Genomic DNA, 19,988 nt, shown 5'->3' with positions numbered 1-19,988 from the left:
ACCCTGAGCCTGACCTTAACCGATGGATCAGACAATACCAGCAATCCTGCGACTGCCACCATCCAGAAAGACGCCACAGCACCGGCTGGTTATAGCGCCAGTATCACGCCAGCGACTATTGATAAGAGCAATGAAGCTGCAGTGGGTATTCAGCTAAGCAATGCCGAGGTTGGCGCAACTTATAGTTACAGTATTAGCAGCAGTGGTGGCGGCACGGCGGTGACGGGCTCGGGCACAGTGAGTACTGCCTCTGCGTTAATCGGTGGAATTAATGCCACAGCACTGCCAGAAGGAACGCTGACGCTGACAGTGACGCTGACGGATGCAGCAGGCAATAGCGGCGATGCGAAAACAGCGACGGCGACAAAAAGTTATGCAGCAGCGCCAGTGATAACACAAGGCGAAGCTATAGCCGTCAGCATGAGTGAAGATGGCGCACCCAATGCCTTTAGTCTGACGCTCAATGCGACAGATGCAAATAGCAGCGACACTTTAAGCTGGAGCATCAAAACCGCAGCAGGCCATGGCGAGGCCAGTGTCAGCGGTGCAGGCAACAGCAAGGTCATCAGCTACGTACCGGATACTGACTTTAGTGGCAGCGACAGTTTTGAGGTGCAGGTGTCGGATGGTGCTCTGACTGACAGTATTGTAGTGAATGTTACTGTGGAAGCGAAAAATGATGCGCCAACACTCGCCGAGGAAAACTCCTGGCGGGTGATTGGAACTGCAGGCTTTTCAGCACAAGAAACCTATACCAACAGAATCGCTGTGTCTGCTTCAGGGAAAATTTATGTGGCGCACTTGTCGGCCGGCATACTCAGTATCAAAACATGGGAGCAAGGCCAATGGTTGCAGCTTGGTGAATCCTTAACAGCCTTTGGTCGTGAAGAAAGCTTGAGTTTGGCGTTGTCTCCTGATGCTGTCCCTTATGTGGGGTATGTTAGCAGCAATGGCACCACCGTGAGGCGTTTTAATGGCAGTGAGTGGGAGCTGGTTGGCATCGAAGGTATGAACAAAAATGCGACAGCAGTGCCGAAACTCATTGTTGAAGAGGATGGCATTCCATATGTGGCTTTCGTCAGTTCTCCAGTCAAAACTACCATAATGAAATTCACTGATGGTGCATGGACGCTGGCAGGGGAGCTGAATATGTCCAGGTCTTCCTTTGAGTTCGCGGTGGCGAAGGGTATTGCTTATCTGGCCTTTGGTGGTAACGGGGAGCCAGTGACAGTGACGGCTTTCGAGAATGGTGAGCCGTATTCATTAGGTCAGGAAGGTCTTAATAGTTATAACGTGAGCAGAAGGTCTCTGGCGACAGATGCCGATGGAAAGCCTTATCTGGCCGTATTTCACGTTGTGGAGCAGCGTGCAGAAATTACACTGTTGACATTGAATGCCAGTGAGCAGTGGCAGGCTGTAGGCCAGGCGTTGGAAGTCAATTACATTAACTCTATGCAGTTGGTTTTTGCAGCAGACAATACCCCTTGTTTGGGTATTGTTGCTGGTGGTGGAACTGCGGTTGTGAGGCAACGTGACGGCAAGATGGAGCAAGTGGGTGAGTCAGATTTTTATGTTGGTAGTAGCGGCAGTTTTAGTCTGGCGCTTGGGGCCGACGGCACGCCTTATGTGGCGTATCAGGACAGGGCCACTAACAATAAAACGACAGTGCAGACTTATGGTATTGCCGAGCTTGGCTCCGAATTGTATGTGAGTGAAGATGCAAAAGCCTTGCAGTTGTTAAAGGGCATTACTCTTTCTGATGCAGAGGGTGATGCCATTACTTTAACCCTATCTCTGTCAGACACCAAAGCAGGCACGATATCTGGCACAGCTTCAGGTAATGCAACCCTAGCTTACAACAAAGACACTGGTGTACTGACACTAACCGGCACTGTGGCTGATGTAAATGCCAGCCTGGCCAGCATAGTCTTTAGCCCTGCTGCCAATTATTCCGGTAGCTTTAACTTTACACTGGAATTGTCAGATGGTCAGGCAGCTATCAGTAAAGTAACCACCTCTGTAGTGGTGGCTAAGGTGAACGATGCGCCCGTGATTACAGGTGCGCCACAGACCTCGGTTAATGAAGATGAACCCTATAGCTTCACCCCGGCTGCCACTGATGTGGACGGCGACAAGCTGACCTACGGTATCAGCAATAAACCAGTCTGGGCCGAGTTTGACGCCAGCACTGGTAAGCTCAGCGGCACGCCGGGAAATGAGCATGTTGGGACTACTCAAAATATTGGGATTAGTGTAACAGATGGCGCATTCACAGTTTATTTGCGCTCATTTAACCTGACCGTAGTGAATGTGAATGATGCTCCGGTCTTTACCGCCATACCTAATATCACTCTGAACGAAAACGAGGATCTGACTTATACGCTGGATTTGTCGTCTTACCTGACAGACGCAGATGGGGATGAGCTGAGTCTGAGCATATCGGATAGCATCAATCAGTTGGCTAGTGAGTACTCTTTTGATGGTATGAAACTAGAGATGAACTTTGATGGGGTCAAATCGGGTTCGGTTGATGTAAGTCTTTCTGCGGCAGATGGCAAGGGGGGCTCCGCCACTACAACATTTAAGCTGACCGTGGTTGCAGAAAACGACATTCCTGTCGTCGAAGGCACGCCTGAATCGGTAGAGATGAATAGCTCTCAAGTGAAGGCCGTGTCATTGGTAGGACTGGTCAGTGATGAAGAAAGTAGCTTTGGTCGTGGTTTAACCCTGACAGCACAGGATTGGTCGTACGGCACCATCACAGAAAAAGATGGCATTCTAACGTTAAAAAGCAATGCTGACGCCAACGGCCAACAAAGAGTGAATTTGACACTGACCGATTCTGGCACAGCTAGCAACGAGGATAACAAAGCCAGTGTTCAGATTGAATTAGAGATCAGGGTCAACTTAGTTCAGCCATCGCTTGCCCTTACCGGGTCTTGCATTACAGAGTTGAAGGTCTATCTAAGCCGGCCTTTTGAATTGGATTTAAACAGTTGCTTTAAGGGGCCTGTGGGTCAGCAACTTTCAATGAGTGCTGTCTCGACAAAACCTGCGGCAGTGCAGGTATCCATCGATGCTGTCAGCAACAAGCTGACTTTAACAGGCAGCAAAGCTGGCGAACTGGCTACTGTCACAGTAACCGCTGCGACGACCACAGGAGCTACGCAAGATCTGATCATGGCTGTTCAGGTTGTGGATGCTGTTGCACCAGTGATCTCAAAGCTTGAGCGGGTGGAATTAAATACCACAGGTACTCTGACAGTAGTGACAGAGCTGCAATTGCTGGAAAAAGTTGAAGGCAATAGCCTGTTGGAGAAAAAACAAAACCTGGTGCAAAGCGGCACTGGTATCCCGGTGATCTCGAAGATAAACGGACATGCGAGGGGCTCTGCAGAGTGGCACAAACGTGTGTCCGCCAGCGGTGAGCTACTGCTTGGGTCGGGGAACCATACCATTACCTGGCAACTGACCGATGTGGCTGGTGGGAAATCAACAGAAGTGCAGCAAGAACTATGGTTATGGCCGCAACTGTCAGTTTCTTTAGATAAAAGCGAAGTGGTTTATCCAGGTGACTTTGATATCACTTATTCACTTGATGGGCAATTACCAACGGATCCTGATTTTTCTACTCAGAGAAGGAATAACCTACGCTCATTTCTGGGAACTGGATTCTTATCAGGAAGCTGTATCGACTATGGCTATTATGTGATTTCGACAGATTCGGAGGCTTATGACAAAGGTAGAACCTATAGCCCGCCCATTCTAACTCGCGGCAGCGGTTTCGGATCTAAGCCAACAACTGATATCAGTTGCAATGCATCGCTGACCGTCTTCGGCTATACGGCATACAGAAACAGGCATCCGGATCCGGAGTCCAGTGCTGTGAGTGTGACTATTAAACCTGAGGCTAAAGCAAATCAACCGATATCAGCAGTAATACAGTTCAAATCTTCACTTGTGCTAAGTGGAGTTACTTCTACCGAACTTGATGTGGCTGATAATTCAGCAGTGTTCAACACCTCTGTAATGACGCTCCTTGGAATTACTTCTGATGATATTAGCACTACAACTGGCATCTCAGGGTCAAGAGTCTCTATCAGTAGCCTGACATCAGGACTGTCTCTATCTGCTCCGACAGAACAAGTGGGTTTGACTGATGTGGTCAGTTATCCGGTGACATTGATTAAAACGGACCAAGGCTATCAATTACAGCTGCCTGATGGGTTAGAGCCAGGCGTTTACCAGCTGGCTCTGGAGTATAGCAATGAGTATGGCCAAAAAGGCAGCAGCAACTTAGTGTTGTCTGTGGTGGAGAGTCTGCCTGAACTGCTGCCAACCAATGATACAGATAGTGATGGCCTGCTGGATACCGAAGAGGGACTGCGGGATAGTAATGGTAACGGTATTGTCGATTATCTTGATCTCAATACGCTAGCGTCACAATTGCAATTAAGCCTGCAAGACAATGCTGCGTTGCAATGTCAGGCAGGCCGGTTATGCGCTTTGGGTGCTTATGCCCTGGCAGCAGGAGCTGATGGTGCTGCGTTGACACAGACGGAATGGCAACTGGTCAGTAATGTAGGGCCAGATGAAGATTATCAGCCAGTCAGCGACATTTTTGACTTTGTTATCAGACAGTTACCTTCAGTAGGTAGCAGTACTGCTGTGGTGCTACCGTTATCGCAGCCTGTGCCAGCCGGCGCTGTGTACCGTAAGTTTGCCAATGGTCAGTGGAACAGCTTTGTCGAAGATGAGCTGAACCAGCTGCATTCAGCACCTTCAAATGCAGCCGGGGCTTGCCCGTCGCCACGTTCGCCAGCCTATCGGCCGGGGTTGAATGCAGGTGATTATTGTATGCAGCTGACACTGCAAGACGGTGGCCCAAATGATGCTGACGGTATTGCCAATGGTGAAATTTTTGACCCGGGTGTGTTGGCACTGCAGGGCAATCAATTACCAGAGCCGCAAGCGGATGTTTTAACGCTGAAATTAAACAGCAGCGGTGTAATCAACCTGCTGGCGAATGACACAGATCCGGACGGTGACACGCTGGAGCTGACAAATGTCCGGGGTTTCAGCGGCACTCTGCAGTTTAGTGCGGATGGTTTGGTGCAACTGAGCCCACCGCAGGATTTTGTCGGTACTCTGAGTTTCAGCTATCAGGTTGCTGACAGCGAAGGGGCATTGGCTGAATCGACACTCGAAGTGACTATCAGTCCTAACTCCTTGCCTGTTGGGGTGGCTGATATCGCCAGAACGACCAATAACGTCACTATTACTATAGATGTACTGGCTAACGACACTGACGCGGATGGTGACCGCCTATCCCTTCAAAGTGGCAGTGCTGGCGAGGGGCAGGTGCTGGTAGTGGATAACAAATTACGATATGTGCCCAAAGCAGGCTTTGTCGGAACTGATACGGTCAGTTATCGTGTTGCCGACGAATGGCAGGGGGTGGCTGAAGGTAGCTTAACGGTTACGGTTGAGGCATATCCTGAAGTTGAGCCGCAGACTAAATCCAGTGGTGCTGGTATCGGCGGATTAATGCTCGGCTTACTAGCCGCGGCTGCCTGGCGGCGTAAAACCTATCAGCGCTGTGGAGCTCTGCGCTGATAGGTCAGTTGATGTTTGATGTAGTCACGATGCGCTGATGATCAGCGCATCGTGACAAATTCCTCGGCAGAAGTTGGATGTATCGCCACGCAGTTATCAAAGTCAGCTTTGGTGGCGCCCATTTTGATCGCCACGCCAAAACCCTGCAGCATTTCATCCGCGCCAAAACCTATCACATGCAAACCTACCACTTTTTCGGTTGGGCCAGCACAGACTAGTTTCATCCGTGTTAGTTGACGGTGTTGGGTTAAAGCCGTGTACATTGCGGCAAATTCGCTGCGGTAGACTTTAACCTCGCTGTCACCAAACTGTTGACGGGCTTCGTCTTCGCTAAGGCCTACAGTGCCGATAGGAGGATGCGAAAATACCACGGTTGGCACTGTGTGGTAATCCAGTTTGCTGTCGGGTTTGTTGTTAAATAACCGCTCGGACAAACGCCGTCCCGCGGCGACCGCGACCGGTGTTAACGCTAAGCGACCTGTATTATCGCCTACTGCGTAAATGCCCGGCACATTGGTATTCTGATACTCGTCGGTTGGGATATAGCCCTGGCTGTCTAACTTCACCCCAGCCTTTTCTAGCTGCAGCTTGTCATTGGCTGGCTCGCGGCCTATAGCCCAAATCAGACAATCCACACTAAGACTGCCACCAGTGGAAAGCTGGACAGTTAAAGAGCCATCAGCGTTTTTACTGACGGAGCTGACTTCAGTGTGCGGATGCAGTTTCGGGCCCTCTTTGGCCATCAGTTCAACCAAGGTGTCGGACAGCATCGAATCGAAGCTGCGCAGAGGTTTGTCTTTGCGCACTAGTAAATGAGTTTCGCTGCCTAAGGCTTGCATCACACCGGCAATTTCTACCGCTATATAACCAGCCCCTACAACAGCTACCCGCTTGGGCTGGCTTTGCAAGGCAAAAAAGCCGTCACTGTCGATGCCAAGTTCCGCACCTGGTATCTCGGGACGCACGGGGCGACCACCTGTGGCTATGGTAATATGGCCGGCACTGTAGAGTTTGCCATCCACTTCTACTGTGTTTTGATCAACAAAACGGGCAAAACCCCGAATCACTGTTACCCCATTTTTGGCCAGCACTCTGTCGTAAGAGGCATGAATACGCGAGATGTAAGCTTCGCGGCTTTCGACCAATTTACTCCAATTTAACGCAGGCATTTGTACATCTAAACCATAATCCGGCGCATATTTAAAGGCATCTGCAATTTGCCCGGCAAACCACATGGCTTTTTTCGGCACGCAACCCACATTAACGCAGGTGCCACCTAAATACTTAGCTTCGATAATGGCACATTTCTGGCCATGACTGGCTGCTCTGTTGGCGCTGGCAATACCGCCACTGCCGCCACCTATGGCGATGTAATCAAAATGTTCAGTCATGCTCGGATTTCCACAGAAAGAAGAATTGAACTGGTTATATGGCGTCTGACCGGTGAACTCAAGTCAATTTGCGATAAAGTCAGTACGGACGCACAGAAAATGCTTGAGAACAGCAAAAAAGCCCCAATACTGCTGTTATAAAAGCTGAGACGAGAGCAATCATGACCCAAGCCTTACCTGTATTTAGTCAAATAGAGCCATCACAAATCAAAGCCCGTGTAGAGCAACTGATCGCGGCATGCACTGCAGATATCGAAGCCGTTGTGCAACAGCCGCACCCAAGCTGGCAGTCGTTGATTATCGCGCTGGAGGACAACAGCGATGAGCTCAGCAAATTCTGGTCGCCCGTGTCGCATTTAAACTCGGTAAAAAATAGCCCCGAACTACGGGAAGCTTATGAAAGCTGCCTGCCGCTGTTGTCTGATTTCAGCACTTATGTCGGCCAGCACGAAGGTTTGTATCAGGCCTATTTAAAACTGTCGCAAAGTGCGGAATACGCCACTTTAACTACAGCCCAGCAAAAAGTGATTCAAAACGCATTGCGCGATTTTAAGCTGTCCGGTATTGGTTTATCCGACGAGAAAAAACAGCGCTACGGCGAAATTCAAAGTCGTTTATCTGACCTGGCCTCCAGTTTTTCTAACAATACGCTGGATGCGACTCAAGCCTGGTTTAAACATATTGAAGACGAAAGCCTGCTGGCTGGTTTACCTGAAGATGCCAAATTAGCAGCGGCTGAAGCGGCAGAGCAAAAAGAACTGTCCGGCTGGGTGTTTACGCTGGAATTCCCAAGTTATATCGCCATTATGACCTATGCCGACAATAGCGATTTACGCGCTGAGTTGTATCAGGCCTATTGCACCCGCGCTTCAGACGAGGGCCCAACAGCGGGCCAGTTTGATAACAGCACCATTATTGAAGAAACCTTAGCCTTGCGACACGAATTAGCGCAGTTGCTGGATTTTAATAATGCAGCCGAAGAATCATTGGCGACCAAAATGGCCGAAAGCCCGGCTCAGGTGCTGGAGTTTTTAGCCGATTTAGCCCGTCGTGCTAAACCTCAGGCATTGCAGGATCTGGCCGAACTCAAAGCTTTTGTCAAAGCTGAATTTGGCGTGGACGAGTTAAACGCCTGGGATGTGACCTATTACTCTGAGAAGCTAAAACAAGCCAAATATTCTATTTCTGACGAAGCTCTGCGGCCTTATTTCCCGGAAACCAAAGTAGTGCCGGGTTTATTCAGCGTGCTGAATAAATTATTTGGCATCCGTGTGCAAAAGCGCGAAGGGGTGGATGTCTGGCATCCGGATGTGAGTTTTTACGATATTTTTGATGCCAAAGGCGAGCTGCGTGGCAGTTTTTATCTGGATTTATATGCCCGGGCGAAAAAACGCGGTGGGGCCTGGATGGACGATTGTCAGGGCCGGCGCTGGAAAGCCGATGGCAGCTTGCAACATCCGGTGGCTTATTTAACCTGTAACTTTAATAAGCCAGTAGGCGGCAAACCTGCGTTGTTTACTCATGACGAAGTGGTGACTTTATTCCACGAATTTGGCCATGGTTTACACCATATGCTAACGCAAGTGGATGCCTCTGCCGTCGCGGGCATCAGTGGCGTAGCCTGGGATGCGGTGGAATTGCCCAGCCAGTTTTTAGAAAACTGGTGCTGGCAGCCAGAAGCTTTGACGTTAATTTCCGGTCATTACCAGACAGGCGAAGCGTTACCCCAGGATATGCTGGACAAAATGCTGGCGGCAAAAAACTTCCAGTCGGCGCTATTTTTGGTGCGTCAGCTCGAGTTTGCCTTGTTTGATTTCCGTTTACATGCCGAATATGACCCGGCCTTGGGTGGCCGTGTGCAGCAGATCCTGGACGATGTCCGCCAGCAGGTGTCTGTGATTATTCCGCCACGGTTTAACCGCTTCCAGCATGGGTTTAGCCATATTTTTGCTGGTGGTTATGCCGCAGGTTATTACAGCTACTTATGGGCTGAGGTGCTGTCTGCTGATGCCTTTGGCCGCTTTGAAGAAGAAGGTATTTTTAATCCGGCTGTGGGTCAGGACTTCCTGCACTGCATTCTGGAAAAGGGCGGTAGTGCCGAACCCATGGAACTGTTTAAAGCTTTCCGTGGCCGCGAACCTTCTAATGCGGCGTTGTTGCGGCATATGGGTATAGCAGCCTGAGGGTCTAATCAGCTTTAGCCTTTGTTGTTGATTTAGGAAAATGTTCTATAGTTAGCCTTCGCAACAGACAAAGGCGAAGGCGATGAAGATTAAACCATTGATAAAAAAGCTCGGCCAGAATCCCTGGTTGAATATGCTGATCTTTGTGGTACTGCTGATCTCGGCTGGCAACGAAATCTGGCAAAGTATTCAGCAGTTTGAGTTGGGGGCTCATCATGGCGTCTTTTTATATGCACTGATGCAGTGCCTGAAAACTCTGCCTGATTTATTTGAACCCTTAGAATCACTGCAAGGCAAAGAGTCAGAACGTTAAACCCTGTGTGGTCGGCAGTACAATCCAAAGTGAAAAAGGTGATAGAACGGATGGCATATCCAGAGCAGTTTTCCATTATTTATCAACGAGCTGCCGAGCGTAAAGGCGGTAAAGCGGCATTGCAGTCTCTGTTAACTAAACCCCGCACTGCAGCGCAATTGCAGCAACTGACCGACGCTGACTGTTTAAGTGAGTTCAGTAAGAAAATTTTTCAGTCTGGTTTCGTCTGGTCTGTGGTGGAGAAAAAGTGGCCGGGTTTTGAAGAGGTATTTTTTGGTTTTGAACCGGAGAAAATGCTGCTGATGAGCGATGAAATGCTGGCAGCCAAAGCAACTGACCCCCGTATTATCCGCAATGCAACTAAAGTGTTTGCAATACGGGATAATGCATTGATGATACAGCAAGTCGCTGATCAATATGGCAGCTTTGGTGCCTTTTTAGCGCAGTGGCCGGGTGAGGATATCATTGGTTTATGGGGATATCTGAAGAAGCATGGCGCTCGTCTTGGAGGCAACACAGGAGCTTATGCCTTGCGTATGCTGGGCAAAGATACCTTTATCATCAGTCAGGATTTGGAAGCTTATCTGCGCAATGTTGGTGTGATTGAGGGGGGCTTAAGCAGTCAGAAAAATCAGAAAGCCATCCAGCATCAATTTAATCTGTGGCAACAGCAGTCGGGTTTAAGTTTGCAGGAAATCAGCAAAGTGGTCGCCTTTAGTTGTGGTGATAACTATGTGGGTTTACAGAGGTAGCCGAAGAGAGTTGAAGCGCTGTCCCTTTAATAACTTGTTACAACTTTGATTCAGATGTAACTCATTGCTTGGTTACTACTCAGCAAGCTCCATGTTAACTTGGTGTATTGAACACGAAAAAACAAGGAGCCCCCTATGCTGGAAATTAAAGGCCTGACTAAAACTTACGACAACGGCGTCAAAGCGCTGAATAATGTCAATTTATCCATCAGCAAAGGTATGTTTGGCTTGCTGGGCCCAAATGGTGCCGGCAAATCGTCGCTGATGCGCACTATCGCTACTTTGCAACAGCCTGACAGTGGCAGTATTGTATTTAATGGCATAGACGTATTAAAAGACCCGCAAGCGCTGCGTAAAACATTAGGTTATTTACCGCAGGATTTCAGTGTCTATCCCCGTATCAGTGCCTTTGATCTGTTAGACCATCTGGCTGTGCTAAAAGGCTTTACTGAGAAAAAACAGCGAAAAGAGCTGGTTGAAGGATTGCTGGCTCATACCAACTTATTCCAGCACAAAGACAAAGCCGTCAGTGGTTTTTCCGGTGGCATGCGCCAGCGTTTTGGTATAGCTCAGGCTTTGTTGGGCAATCCGGATCTGTTGATTGTCGACGAACCTACAGCAGGGTTAGATCCGGAAGAACGCAACAGATTTCATAACTTGCTGGTGAGCCTGGGTGAAGAAAAAGTCATTATTTTATCCACCCACATAGTGGATGATGTGGCTGAGCTTTGTCCTGCTATGGCGGTGCTCTCTGGTGGACAGATTTTATTGCAGGGCAATCCGCTGGATTTGATTCAGCAGGTCAGTGGCCACATCTGGACTAAAACCGTATCTCAGCAAGAGGCGGCAGAGCTGGAAAAAATATTACCCGTGATCTCCAAACGCTTATTTGCAGGTCGTACTGTATTGAATGTATACGCAGAGCAGGCGCCAGAGGGGTTTGTGGCCACAGCGGCTGGCCTTGAAGATGTGTACTTCTCCTGTTTATCGAACCATCGCTCAGCACAAGCTGCAGCTTAGGAGAGGTTATGTTTGCTCTGATGACCCGTTTTGAGCTGCGTTATTACCTGCGTCAGCCCTCTTTTTATGTCGTAAGTTTATTGTTGTTTTTAATCAGCTTTTTGTCTGTTGCCTCAGACAATGTCAGTATAGGTGGCGGCGGTGAAGTATTTAAAAATGGTCCTTATGCCATAGGCCAAACCTTGTTGACCTTAAGCATCTTTGCCATGTTTCTGGTGGTGAATTTTGTTGGCAGCAGCGCAGTGCGAAATCAGCAACATCAGATGGAAGAGCTGATTTACACTAAACCTGTATCGCCTTTTGCTTACCAGTTCGGTCGCTTTTTTGGTAGCTATCTGGTAGTGCTGTTGGTCTATATCGCTGTACCTTTGGGTATGCTGCTGGCGAGTTTTATGCCCTGGGTCGATGCCAGTCGTTTTGGACCTACTGATCTTTGGTTTTACGCTTACAACTATCTGGTGTTATCGGTTCCCAGCTTTTTTATTATCTCCGCGCTGTTTTATGCCATAGCGACACGGTTCCGTTCTATGATGGCGTTGTACCTGATCGCTGTTGTTTTGCTGGTGTTGTATATAGTTTCCGGTGCCGTAGCGCGTCTACCTGAATACCGGGCTTTATCCGCTTTGTTAGATCCTTTTGGTTTACGCACCTTTTTTGATCTGACCCGCTACTGGACTATCCAGGAGAAAAATACCCTGCTGGTGAGTTTTGAGGGCGTGTTATTGCAAAACCGGCTGTTATGGTCGGGTATTGCTGTGATTTTACTGGCGTTTTCCGGCTTATTTAAACTGCCGAAACTGGACCGCAAAGACAGCAAAAAAGCGAAAAAAATCACATTAAAACAACCCGAACTTTCACTGGAAAATTTACAGAAAAAAGCTTCTGCCACTGCGCTTTTGCCCGCTTTTATGGTCCGGCTGAAGTTTGAAGTGAAACAAGTGTTGTTCACCGCACCTTTTATTATCCTGGGTTTAATTACTGTGGCTCAACTGATAGGCCCATTGTTTGCTGATATTGGCTGGTATGGCACCTCAAGCTGGCCTCTGACTCAGACCATGGTGGACCATATCATAGGCTCAATCAGCTTACTGATGATTATTGTCATCGTTTATTACAGTGCTGAGGTGGTGTGGCGTGAACGTAACTCAGGTATGGGCGATATTATCGACACTATGCCAGTGCCCAACTTAACCTTTTGGACCGCCAAGCTTATGGCGATGGTCCTGGTGATGGCTGCCTTGCTCCTTATTGGTATCGTCACCACTATGGGTTATCAGTTGATTAAAGGTATCGAGGATTTCGAGGTAAGCCAATACCTGATCCGTCTTGGTTTTTTTGTATTGCTGCCTCTGGTGATGAGCGCAGTGCTGGCGTTTTTCCTGCAGGTACTGAGCCCGAATAAATTTGTCGGTATGGGGCTTTTTGTCGGTTACTTCTTAAGTTCACTGGTGATGGCATCCTGGGGGCTCGGTCATAGCCTGTATAACTTTGGTAATTCGCCTGCTTTAGGTTTTTCTGATTTAAATCAGTATGGCAACAGATTAACCACCCATTCGGTTTACATGCTGTACTGGGGCGCTATCAGTACCATCTTATTTGTACTGGGTTACGGTTTGTATCACAGAGGCCCGTTGCAAAGCCTGAAACTGCGCTGGAGCAAGCTGGGTTATCACCTGGGACAAACCGGCAAAGTGGTGATTGCCGCTTCAGCACTGATCGCGGTGGGGACTGGTGCTTTTATCTACCAGCAAACCATTCTGCTCAACAATTACGTTACAGCAGATGAAATCACAGACCTACAAGCCGACTACGAAAAAGCCTTTATTCAGTACGCCAACTTGCCAGCTCTGGTCACAACAGAGGTGAAAGCACAGATTGATCTGTTTCCTTCTGAGCAAAAAGTGCAGGCCCGGCTGCAAATCCAGTGGCAAAACAAGTCACAACAGCCGATCGAAAAAGTACTGGTGAACTGGCCGGAAAATACAGAACACCTGAGCATTGGCATAGAGGGGGCTCGTTTAAGTGAGCGGGATACGAAGTTCCGGACTTCGTGGCTGACATTCAATCCGGCAGTTGCACCTGGCGCCAAAGTCGCAGGAGTTATTGAATTAACCCGCGAATCCAAGGGCTTACGTGAAACCGGCTACGATGTGACAGTCGTTGAAAATGGTACTTTTATTAACAACTGGGAGCTGCTACCGACTTTTGGTTATCAGGACCGTTTCGAATTGCAGGACAGGCACGAACGCCTGAAGCGTGATTTAGAGCCAAATGAGCGTGCCAATAAACTGGAAGATTCGAAGTTTTATACGCAGAACTTCTTTGGCCCGGACGGTGATTTTATTCAGTTTGACGCCACTATCTCGACAGAAGCCGATCAGGTGGCGTTAACACCTGGCTATTTACAGAAACAATGGCAACAGGATGGCCGTAATTACTTCCATTACAAAATGGATCAGCCGATGGTCAATTTCTATTCCATTAGCTCAGGCCGTTATGAAGTGAAAAAAGCACAGCACAATGGTGTGGCTATTGAGGTGTATTACCACAAAGGCCACCCATGGAATGTCGATCGAATGATTGAGTCGGTGAAAGACTCGATTGATTACTTTACTGCGGCGTTTGGCCCTTATCAGCATAAGCAACTACGTATTATTGAGTTCCCGGGTTATCGTAGTTTTGCCCAGAGTTTTGCCAACACAGTGCCTTACTCTGAGCAAATAGGCTTTATTACTGATCTGCGCGACCCTGAGAATATCGACCCTGTGTATTACGTTACTGCGCACGAAGTGGCCCACCAATGGTGGGGGCATCAGGTCGGTGCTGCCGATGTACAAGGCAGTGCGGTGATCTCAGAGAGCCTGTCGCAGTATGCCGCTTTGATGGTGATGGAGAAAAAATACGGTGCGGATAAAATCCGTAAGTTCCTGAAAATCGAGCTGGACCGTTATTTACAGGGCCGTTCAACTGAGCGTATCGGAGAGCAACCTTTATTGCGCTCTGAGGGTCAGGGTTATATCCATTACCAAAAAGGCTCAGTAGTGATGATGGCGATTAAAGACCGTTTAGGTGAAGAGCGCTTAAATGCCAACTTAAAGGCCTTTAACGAACGCTATCGCTATCGTAACGACCCTTTCCCAACCACTTTGGATTTGGTCAGTTATTTAAGTCAGAACACAACGGCGGAAGAAAAGGCTTTTATTGATGACTTATTTAATAACATCACCTTGTATGATTTAAGGGTGAAAGACGCCAAAGTGACAGAACTGGCTGATGGTAAGTTCCAACTGAATTTGATTTTACATGCTGACAAGTTGGTCGCTGATGAAAAAGGCACAGAAACAACTCAGGCATTAGCAGAGCAAATCGATATTGGAGTCTTCAGCGTTGACCCGGATCAAATCAGTGGGGAAAGTGGCGTGATTTACCTGAAGAAACATCAGTTGCTGACAGGTGAAAACAGCATTGAGCTGGTGCTGGAACAGAAGCCGCTTTATGTCGGTGTGGATCCTTTTGTCCGTCTGATCGACCGTGACGGCGCAGATAATATCCGCAAGCTGTAAATTAGAGCAGATCTTTAATTCGGGTCAGAGTAAAATTAAATTCTGAATTTAATGAAAACTGACCCGAATGAAGGGCTTATGCCAGGCACCTGTTTTTATACATCTCCTGATTTCCCGCCTGCTCTTGCAGTTGGTTTGCAACAGAACTTCGGCTTATTGGCCACAGAGTCGCCACGAGGCTGGTATTTATGCTGGACAGGCGATGCTTTGGTGCTACGCAACACCGAGCTGAATAAGCAAGGCGATATCCTGGTCGACTTTGCCAGTGGTGCTGCTACCTACAGACGTAAGTTTGGTGGTGGTAAAAGTGAAGCCATAGCCAAAGCTGTAGGTTTAACCAAAAAACCGGGTTTAACCGTAGTAGACGCCACCGCAGGTTTAGGCCGCGATGCTCTAGTGCTGGCCAGTCTGGGCGCCAAAGTGACCTTAGTCGAGCGTCAGCCCGCAGTAGCGGCATTATTGGCCGATGGTTTACGTCGTGCAAGTCTGGATCCGGATTTAGCACACTGGTTACCAGAACGTATGCAACTGGTGTTTGCGCCGTCACAGCAGGCGTTAACCCAATTGCCTGTGCCGGACGTAGTGTATTTAGATCCTATGTTTCCGGCTCGTGAAAAGTCGGCTTTGGTGAAAAAAGAAATGCAGGCTTTTCATCAGGTGGTTGGCACAGATGAAGATGCAGATGCCTTGTTTCCGCTGGCCTGGCAACTGGCCAGCAAAAGAGTAGTGGTGAAACGGCCTGGTTATGCCGGGTTTTTAGCAGGGCAAAAGCCCAGTATGCAGATCGAAGGCAAAAACAATAGATTTGATGTGTATGTCAAAGCAGCCCTGGATTAACTCAATCAACAGGAATAACTGAATTAGCTGGATAAAAAGGGATAGATTGATGATCAAGATTGGCGATACCTTACCCAACGTAACTTTTGCACGTTTAACTGACAATGGTCCGGTGAACCTGACTACGGCGGAAGTATTTAAAGGCGAAAAAGTGCTGCTGTTTGCCGTACCAGGCGCTTTTACTCCAACCTGCAGCGCAGCTCATTTACCGGGTTTTATCGAGCATGCTCAGCAGTTTTTTGATAAAGGTGTCGACCGTATTATCTGTACCTCGGTCAATGACGCCTACGTAATGGATGCCTGGGGCAAGGCGCATAACGCCACTGACATCGTATTTTTAGCTGACGGTGCAGGCAAGTTTGCCAAAGCCATTGGCTTGGATACAGATACCGGTGATTTTGGTGGTGTGCGCTCCAGACGTTACGCTATGGTGGTCGATAATGCCGTGGTGACAGCGCTGAATGTCGATGAGCCGAAGCAGTTTGAAGTCAGCAAAGCTGAAGTGATGTTAGAGCTGGTTTAAACCAGCTCCAAAGCCGTTTTTATTGAAGGCCAGACTTCATCAGCGCTGGCCTGGTCTTCTGCTGTTAAACTTTGGCCTGATAACACCAACACTTTGCGGCCAACACCAGCGGCTTGTGCCGCTTGCATATCAGCTTTTTTATCACCCAGCATCAGGCTTTGGCTCGGATCAATCTGATATTTCTCTATGGCTTGTAATAACATGCCCGGCGCAGGTTTACGGCAATCACAGTCGATTTGATAAGGCGGATTGGCATTGACCGGATGATGAGGGCAAAAAAACACATCGGTCAGAGTGACGCCATGAGCCTCAAACTGAGCTTTCATCCAGTCGGTTAAGGCATGAAATTGCTGCTCATTATAATAACCGCGGCCTATACCAGATTGGTTGGTCACTACGACCAGTAAATAACCCCGTTGCTGCAAATGACGGCAGGCGTCAAACACACCGTCGATAAACTCGAACTGTGAAGGCTCACTGACATAACCGTGGTCGATATTAATCACACCGTCTCTGTCCAGAAAGGCGGCTTTTTGCTTTTGCTTCATAGTTGCTGCTCAGTAACAACTTTATCGAACATAGCAGTCACAGCTTCTACAGTTATTTTTTGCATAATATCGCTGCCTTTGACGCGGGTGCCCCATTTTAATTCTGCCGCGGTTTTGCCCTGCTGCGCCAGCAAGGACTGGTGATAGACCTCGACCACATACTGGCGGAATAAATAGGGCCCGGTGCGATCCGGATTACTGTGGCCATACAAACCTATCACCGGAGTGCCTACAGCCACCGCCATATGCGCAGGGCCAGTGTCGGGCGCTAAGACTACACTGGCGTGTTTTAATAACGCCAGTAGCTGTTTTAAATTGGTTTTGCCGGTCAGATCTGTGATCGGCTGCTGGGCTGAGGCCAAAATAGCCTGACTTAAATTGCGCTCCAGCTCTGTCGGGCCACCGCATAAAATCACCGCAAAACCCTTGGTATGGGCATAATCGGCCAAAGCCGCATAACGTTCTGGTAACCAGTTGCGTTCAGCTTTAGAAGCGGCTGGGCTGATGATCAACACTCGTGAGTTGCCAGTGGCTGCCAGTTGCTGTTTAGCCCATAACTCGTCGGCTTCAGGTATAGGCAATTGCCATGTTGGAGTTGTGCCAAGCTGTTGTTCTGTCACGCCAATAGCTTTGGCAAACTGGCGAAAACCATCCAGTACATGGCGGCGTGGTGCTGGCTCAATACGGTGGCGCATAAAAAGCGCATGTAACTCTTTGGCTGTGTGCCAGTCAAACCCTATCTTTTTACGGGCCTTGATACAAAGTGAAGCGACATTCGCGCGAAAGGCCACCTGCATATGCAACAGCACGTCAAAATAGTCGTGTTTTAAATCCTGCTTGAGCTGGCTGTAGGCGGCTTTGCCCAGCTTTTTATCAAAAACGACAAAACGCACACCGGGTAAACCCTCCAGCAAACGGGCTTCGACTTTGCCAATGATCCAGGTGATCTGCGCTTGTGGATGCTGACGCTGAATAGATTGCACCACAGAGACAGCATTGCAGACATCGCCAATGGCGGATAAACGCAGAATACAAATAGATTGAATAGGCTGCGACAAATCAGTGAGTTCCCTGTAAATCCTGAATTTTCCGGATCACTTTGCTGGTGGAGCGGCCATCCACAAAGGTCAGCACCTGCACTTCACCGCCGTTTGCTATAACCACGTCCGCACCTACTATGGTTTCGATACTGTAGTCACCACCTTTGACTAAAACGTCAGGCAAAATAGTGCTGATTAATTTCAGCGGCGTGTCGTTTTCGGCAAGGTCATCACCAAAAGGTACCACCCAGTCAACACTGGCCAAACTTGCCAGCACTGTGGCACGGTCTTCTAAGCTATTGATAGGACGCTGTTCGCCTTTTAAGCGGCGCACTGAAGCATCTGAATTCAGGCCTACCACTAAACGGTCACCCAAAGCCTTAGCCTGAGCTAAATAACGCACATGGCCAGCGTGTAAAATATCAAAGCAGCCGTTGGTGAAAACTATTCGCTCGCCGTTTTGACGGGCAAACTGAATATGCTGCAGCACTTTGTCAAAAGGCGTCTGGTAAAAATCGCCCTGACGGAATAAATCTTTATTCAGCTTAGCGGCCAGCTCTTCAGGAGAAACTGTCGCCGCTCCTACTTTACCGACCACTATGCCAGCCGCCAGGTTCGCTAACTGAGTGGCATCATGCAGCGGCATACCTGCGCTTAACATCACAGCTAAGGTGGCGATGACGGTATCGCCAGCACCTGTCACATCACTGACTTCCAGCACCTGGGCCGGGAAGTGATGATGCTCGGTAGCGGTAATCAGGCTCATGCCTTGTTCGCTGCGGGTTAATAAAATCGAAGCTAAACCGGCTTTTTGCATCAGCTCACGGGCTGAACTGAGCATTTCTTCTACAGAGCCTGTTTTGCCGCCTGCGGTTTTAAATTCACCTAAATTGGGTGTAATTACATCAGCACCGGCATACACAGACAAATCGGCTTGCTTGGGGTCCACCAATACAGTTTTGCCCGCCGCTTTGGCCAGTTGGATCATTTTAGAAATCTGCTGCAACGAGCCTTTGTTGTAATCACTGAACAGGATCACATCGTAGTTTTGATACACAGCAGCAAATCGCTCTGCCAGGAGTTCAGCATCGTCGCTACTGAACATTTCTTCCTGATCCAGCCGCACTATTTGCTGTTGGCGCGACACCACCCGCATTTTGGCGATGGTAGGTTTATGACTTTGGCTCAAAAGCTCAGAGTGAATTTGTTCACCGGCCAGCAGTTGCTGCAACGATTCGCCCGCGCTGTCGTGACCAATAATACCTAATAAGCCTACTTTACCGTCCAGATGGGCGATATTACGTGCCACGTTGGCAGCGCCACCGGCTTTGTCTTCTATTTTGCTGATTTTCACCACAGGCACAGGGGCTTCAGGCGATATACGCTGCGAGTCGCCATTAAAATAGCGGTCCAGCATCACATCACCTACCACCAGCACAGACGCAGAAGACAAATTTTGCAGCAGGCTTAAATTGATCATTAGTGAGTACCTACGATAGCCATGTCTAAAGCTTCACAGAGCCAGTGACCAATAAACATATGCACTTCCTGAATGCGGGCGGTTTCGTCGTTTTTGACGATAATAGCCAGCTTAGCGATGTCTTTGACTAAACCCCCATCACGGCCTGTTAGAGCAACAGTAAAAGCACCTAAATCATTGGCGGCTTTTAACGCCAAGTTGATATTTGGGCTTTTGCCTGAAGTTGTCAGGCCAATTACCACGTCTTGTGGCCGCACTAAACCTAACACCTGGCGCTCAAATACGCTGTCAAAATGGTAGTCGTTTGCATGAGCTGTCAGAATAGAAGTGTCTGTGGTTAAGGCAATGGAAGCCAGCGGGCCACGTTCTGCTTTGTAACGCACCATAAACTCAGCGGCTAAATGCTGACTGTCGGCCGCGCTGCCGCCATTACCCATCCATACTACTTTGCCGCCTTGTTTTAAGCAGTTCTGTACTGCTTCTAACAGTTGCATGGCTTGCTCATGATAGGCTTCCACTGTGGCAAAGGCGTCACGGTGACGTTTTAAACTATCTAAAAAGCTCTGTTTTAAACTGGGTTTTAAATCTGACATAGGAGGCTCTGTTTAGCGCTGTGATTAAAGGCATTTTAACGGATCTTGTTTATTGCAAAAGAACTTTTTATCCATAGGCTCTGTCTTCAGGGCTATTGCTGGAAAAAAAGCTCTGTCTTTAGAAGGCGT

Annotated in this window: 13 protein-coding genes; 8 read left to right on the top strand and 5 right to left on the bottom strand. The window is 48.6% G+C overall.

Annotation, left to right across the window (positions count from 1 at the left end; all coding sequences use genetic code 11):
• Window positions 1-5,616 (top strand): Ig-like domain-containing protein (locus SD53_RS03840; protein ID WP_046518898.1); only part of this gene is annotated, 5,616 nt, incomplete at its 5' end.
• Window positions 5,617-5,657: 41 nt separating this feature from the next.
• Here the strand turns inward: SD53_RS03840 and gorA are convergent.
• Window positions 5,658-7,007, bottom strand: coding sequence for a glutathione-disulfide reductase (gene gorA / locus SD53_RS03835; protein ID WP_046518897.1), 1,350 nt, complete (start codon window positions 7,005-7,007; stop codon window positions 5,658-5,660).
• A 161-nt stretch (window positions 7,008-7,168) separates the two neighbouring features.
• On the opposite strand from gorA, the gene prlC reads away from it, so the two are divergent.
• From prlC to SD53_RS03800, 7 genes are all read left to right on the top strand, one after another.
• Window positions 7,169-9,190 (top strand): oligopeptidase A, encoded by a 2,022-nt coding sequence (prlC, locus tag SD53_RS03830; RefSeq protein WP_046518896.1) that lies wholly within the window; start codon window positions 7,169-7,171, stop codon window positions 9,188-9,190.
• An 82-nt stretch (window positions 9,191-9,272) separates the two neighbouring features.
• Entirely contained in the window at window positions 9,273-9,503 is a 231-nt protein-coding gene (locus tag SD53_RS03825; RefSeq protein ID WP_046518895.1) for a hypothetical protein, read from the top strand.
• Between the two features lie 50 nt (window positions 9,504-9,553).
• Window positions 9,554-10,255 carry a DNA-3-methyladenine glycosylase I gene (locus tag SD53_RS03820; RefSeq protein WP_046518894.1) on the top strand — a complete coding sequence of 234 codons (702 nt, stop codon included), beginning with the start codon at window positions 9,554-9,556 and terminating at the stop codon, window positions 10,253-10,255.
• A gap of 135 nt (window positions 10,256-10,390) precedes the next feature.
• The gene (locus tag SD53_RS03815; protein ID WP_046518893.1) at window positions 10,391-11,275 is read left to right on the top strand and encodes an ABC transporter ATP-binding protein; all 885 of its coding nucleotides are present in this window, start codon (window positions 10,391-10,393) and stop codon (window positions 11,273-11,275) included.
• An 8-nt stretch (window positions 11,276-11,283) separates the two neighbouring features.
• Window positions 11,284-14,838, top strand: a complete 3,555-nt coding sequence (locus SD53_RS03810; RefSeq protein WP_046518892.1) for an ABC transporter permease/M1 family aminopeptidase — start codon at window positions 11,284-11,286, stop codon at window positions 14,836-14,838.
• Window positions 14,839-14,916: 78 nt separating this feature from the next.
• On the top strand, window positions 14,917-15,675 hold the full coding sequence (locus tag SD53_RS03805; protein WP_046518891.1) for a class I SAM-dependent methyltransferase: 759 nt from the start codon (window positions 14,917-14,919) through the stop codon (window positions 15,673-15,675).
• Window positions 15,676-15,724: 49 nt separating this feature from the next.
• On the top strand, window positions 15,725-16,198 hold the full coding sequence (locus SD53_RS03800) for a peroxiredoxin (RefSeq protein WP_046518890.1): 474 nt from the start codon (window positions 15,725-15,727) through the stop codon (window positions 16,196-16,198).
• Here the strand turns inward: SD53_RS03800 and gmhB are convergent.
• From gmhB to SD53_RS03780, 4 genes are read right to left on the bottom strand one after another with little or no spacing between them, the layout of a single operon-like run.
• Window positions 16,195-16,746, bottom strand: coding sequence for a D-glycero-beta-D-manno-heptose 1,7-bisphosphate 7-phosphatase (gene gmhB / locus SD53_RS03795; protein WP_046518889.1), 552 nt, complete (start codon window positions 16,744-16,746; stop codon window positions 16,195-16,197). The two genes, SD53_RS03800 and gmhB, sit on opposite strands and share 4 nt — an antisense overlap.
• Window positions 16,743-17,804: a glycosyltransferase family 9 protein gene (locus tag SD53_RS03790; protein WP_046518888.1), complete on the bottom strand. Its 1,062-nt coding sequence runs from the start codon at window positions 17,802-17,804 to the stop codon at window positions 16,743-16,745. Before SD53_RS03790 ends, gmhB begins: the two co-directional genes overlap by 4 nt.
• Before the next feature lies 1 nt (window position 17,805).
• The gene (gene hldE, locus SD53_RS03785) at window positions 17,806-19,266 is read right to left on the bottom strand and encodes a bifunctional D-glycero-beta-D-manno-heptose-7-phosphate kinase/D-glycero-beta-D-manno-heptose 1-phosphate adenylyltransferase HldE (RefSeq protein ID WP_206539892.1); all 1,461 of its coding nucleotides are present in this window, start codon (window positions 19,264-19,266) and stop codon (window positions 17,806-17,808) included.
• Window positions 19,266-19,859, bottom strand: a complete 594-nt coding sequence (locus SD53_RS03780; RefSeq protein WP_046518887.1) for a D-sedoheptulose-7-phosphate isomerase — start codon at window positions 19,857-19,859, stop codon at window positions 19,266-19,268. The genes hldE and SD53_RS03780 overlap by 1 nt, the downstream gene beginning before the upstream one ends.
• Window positions 19,860-19,988: the final 129 nt, after the last annotated feature.

This window comes from Rheinheimera mesophila, from assembly GCF_000986865.1.
Lineage (GTDB): Bacteria > Pseudomonadota > Gammaproteobacteria > Enterobacterales > Alteromonadaceae > Pararheinheimera > Pararheinheimera mesophila.
Note: the sequence above shows the minus strand (reverse complement) of the source record. Positions and strands in the feature narration are given on the sequence as shown.

Coding starts and splice junctions, on each gene's coding strand:
- SD53_RS03820 (WP_046518894.1), top strand. CDS start 9,554: ATGGCATATCCAGAGCAGTTTTCCATTATTTATCAACGAGCTGCCGAG.
- SD53_RS03800 (WP_046518890.1), top strand. CDS start 15,725: ATGATCAAGATTGGCGATACCTTACCCAACGTAACTTTTGCACGTTTA.
- gorA (WP_046518897.1), bottom strand. CDS start 7,007: ATGACTGAACATTTTGATTACATCGCCATAGGTGGCGGCAGTGGCGGT.
- SD53_RS03825 (WP_046518895.1), top strand. CDS start 9,273: ATGAAGATTAAACCATTGATAAAAAAGCTCGGCCAGAATCCCTGGTTG.
- SD53_RS03805 (WP_046518891.1), top strand. CDS start 14,917: ATGCCAGGCACCTGTTTTTATACATCTCCTGATTTCCCGCCTGCTCTT.
- SD53_RS03815 (WP_046518893.1), top strand. CDS start 10,391: ATGCTGGAAATTAAAGGCCTGACTAAAACTTACGACAACGGCGTCAAA.
- SD53_RS03780 (WP_046518887.1), bottom strand. CDS start 19,859: ATGTCAGATTTAAAACCCAGTTTAAAACAGAGCTTTTTAGATAGTTTA.
- SD53_RS03810 (WP_046518892.1), top strand. CDS start 11,284: ATGTTTGCTCTGATGACCCGTTTTGAGCTGCGTTATTACCTGCGTCAG.
- hldE (WP_206539892.1), bottom strand. CDS start 19,266: ATGATCAATTTAAGCCTGCTGCAAAATTTGTCTTCTGCGTCTGTGCTG.
- prlC (WP_046518896.1), top strand. CDS start 7,169: ATGACCCAAGCCTTACCTGTATTTAGTCAAATAGAGCCATCACAAATC.
- gmhB (WP_046518889.1), bottom strand. CDS start 16,746: ATGAAGCAAAAGCAAAAAGCCGCCTTTCTGGACAGAGACGGTGTGATT.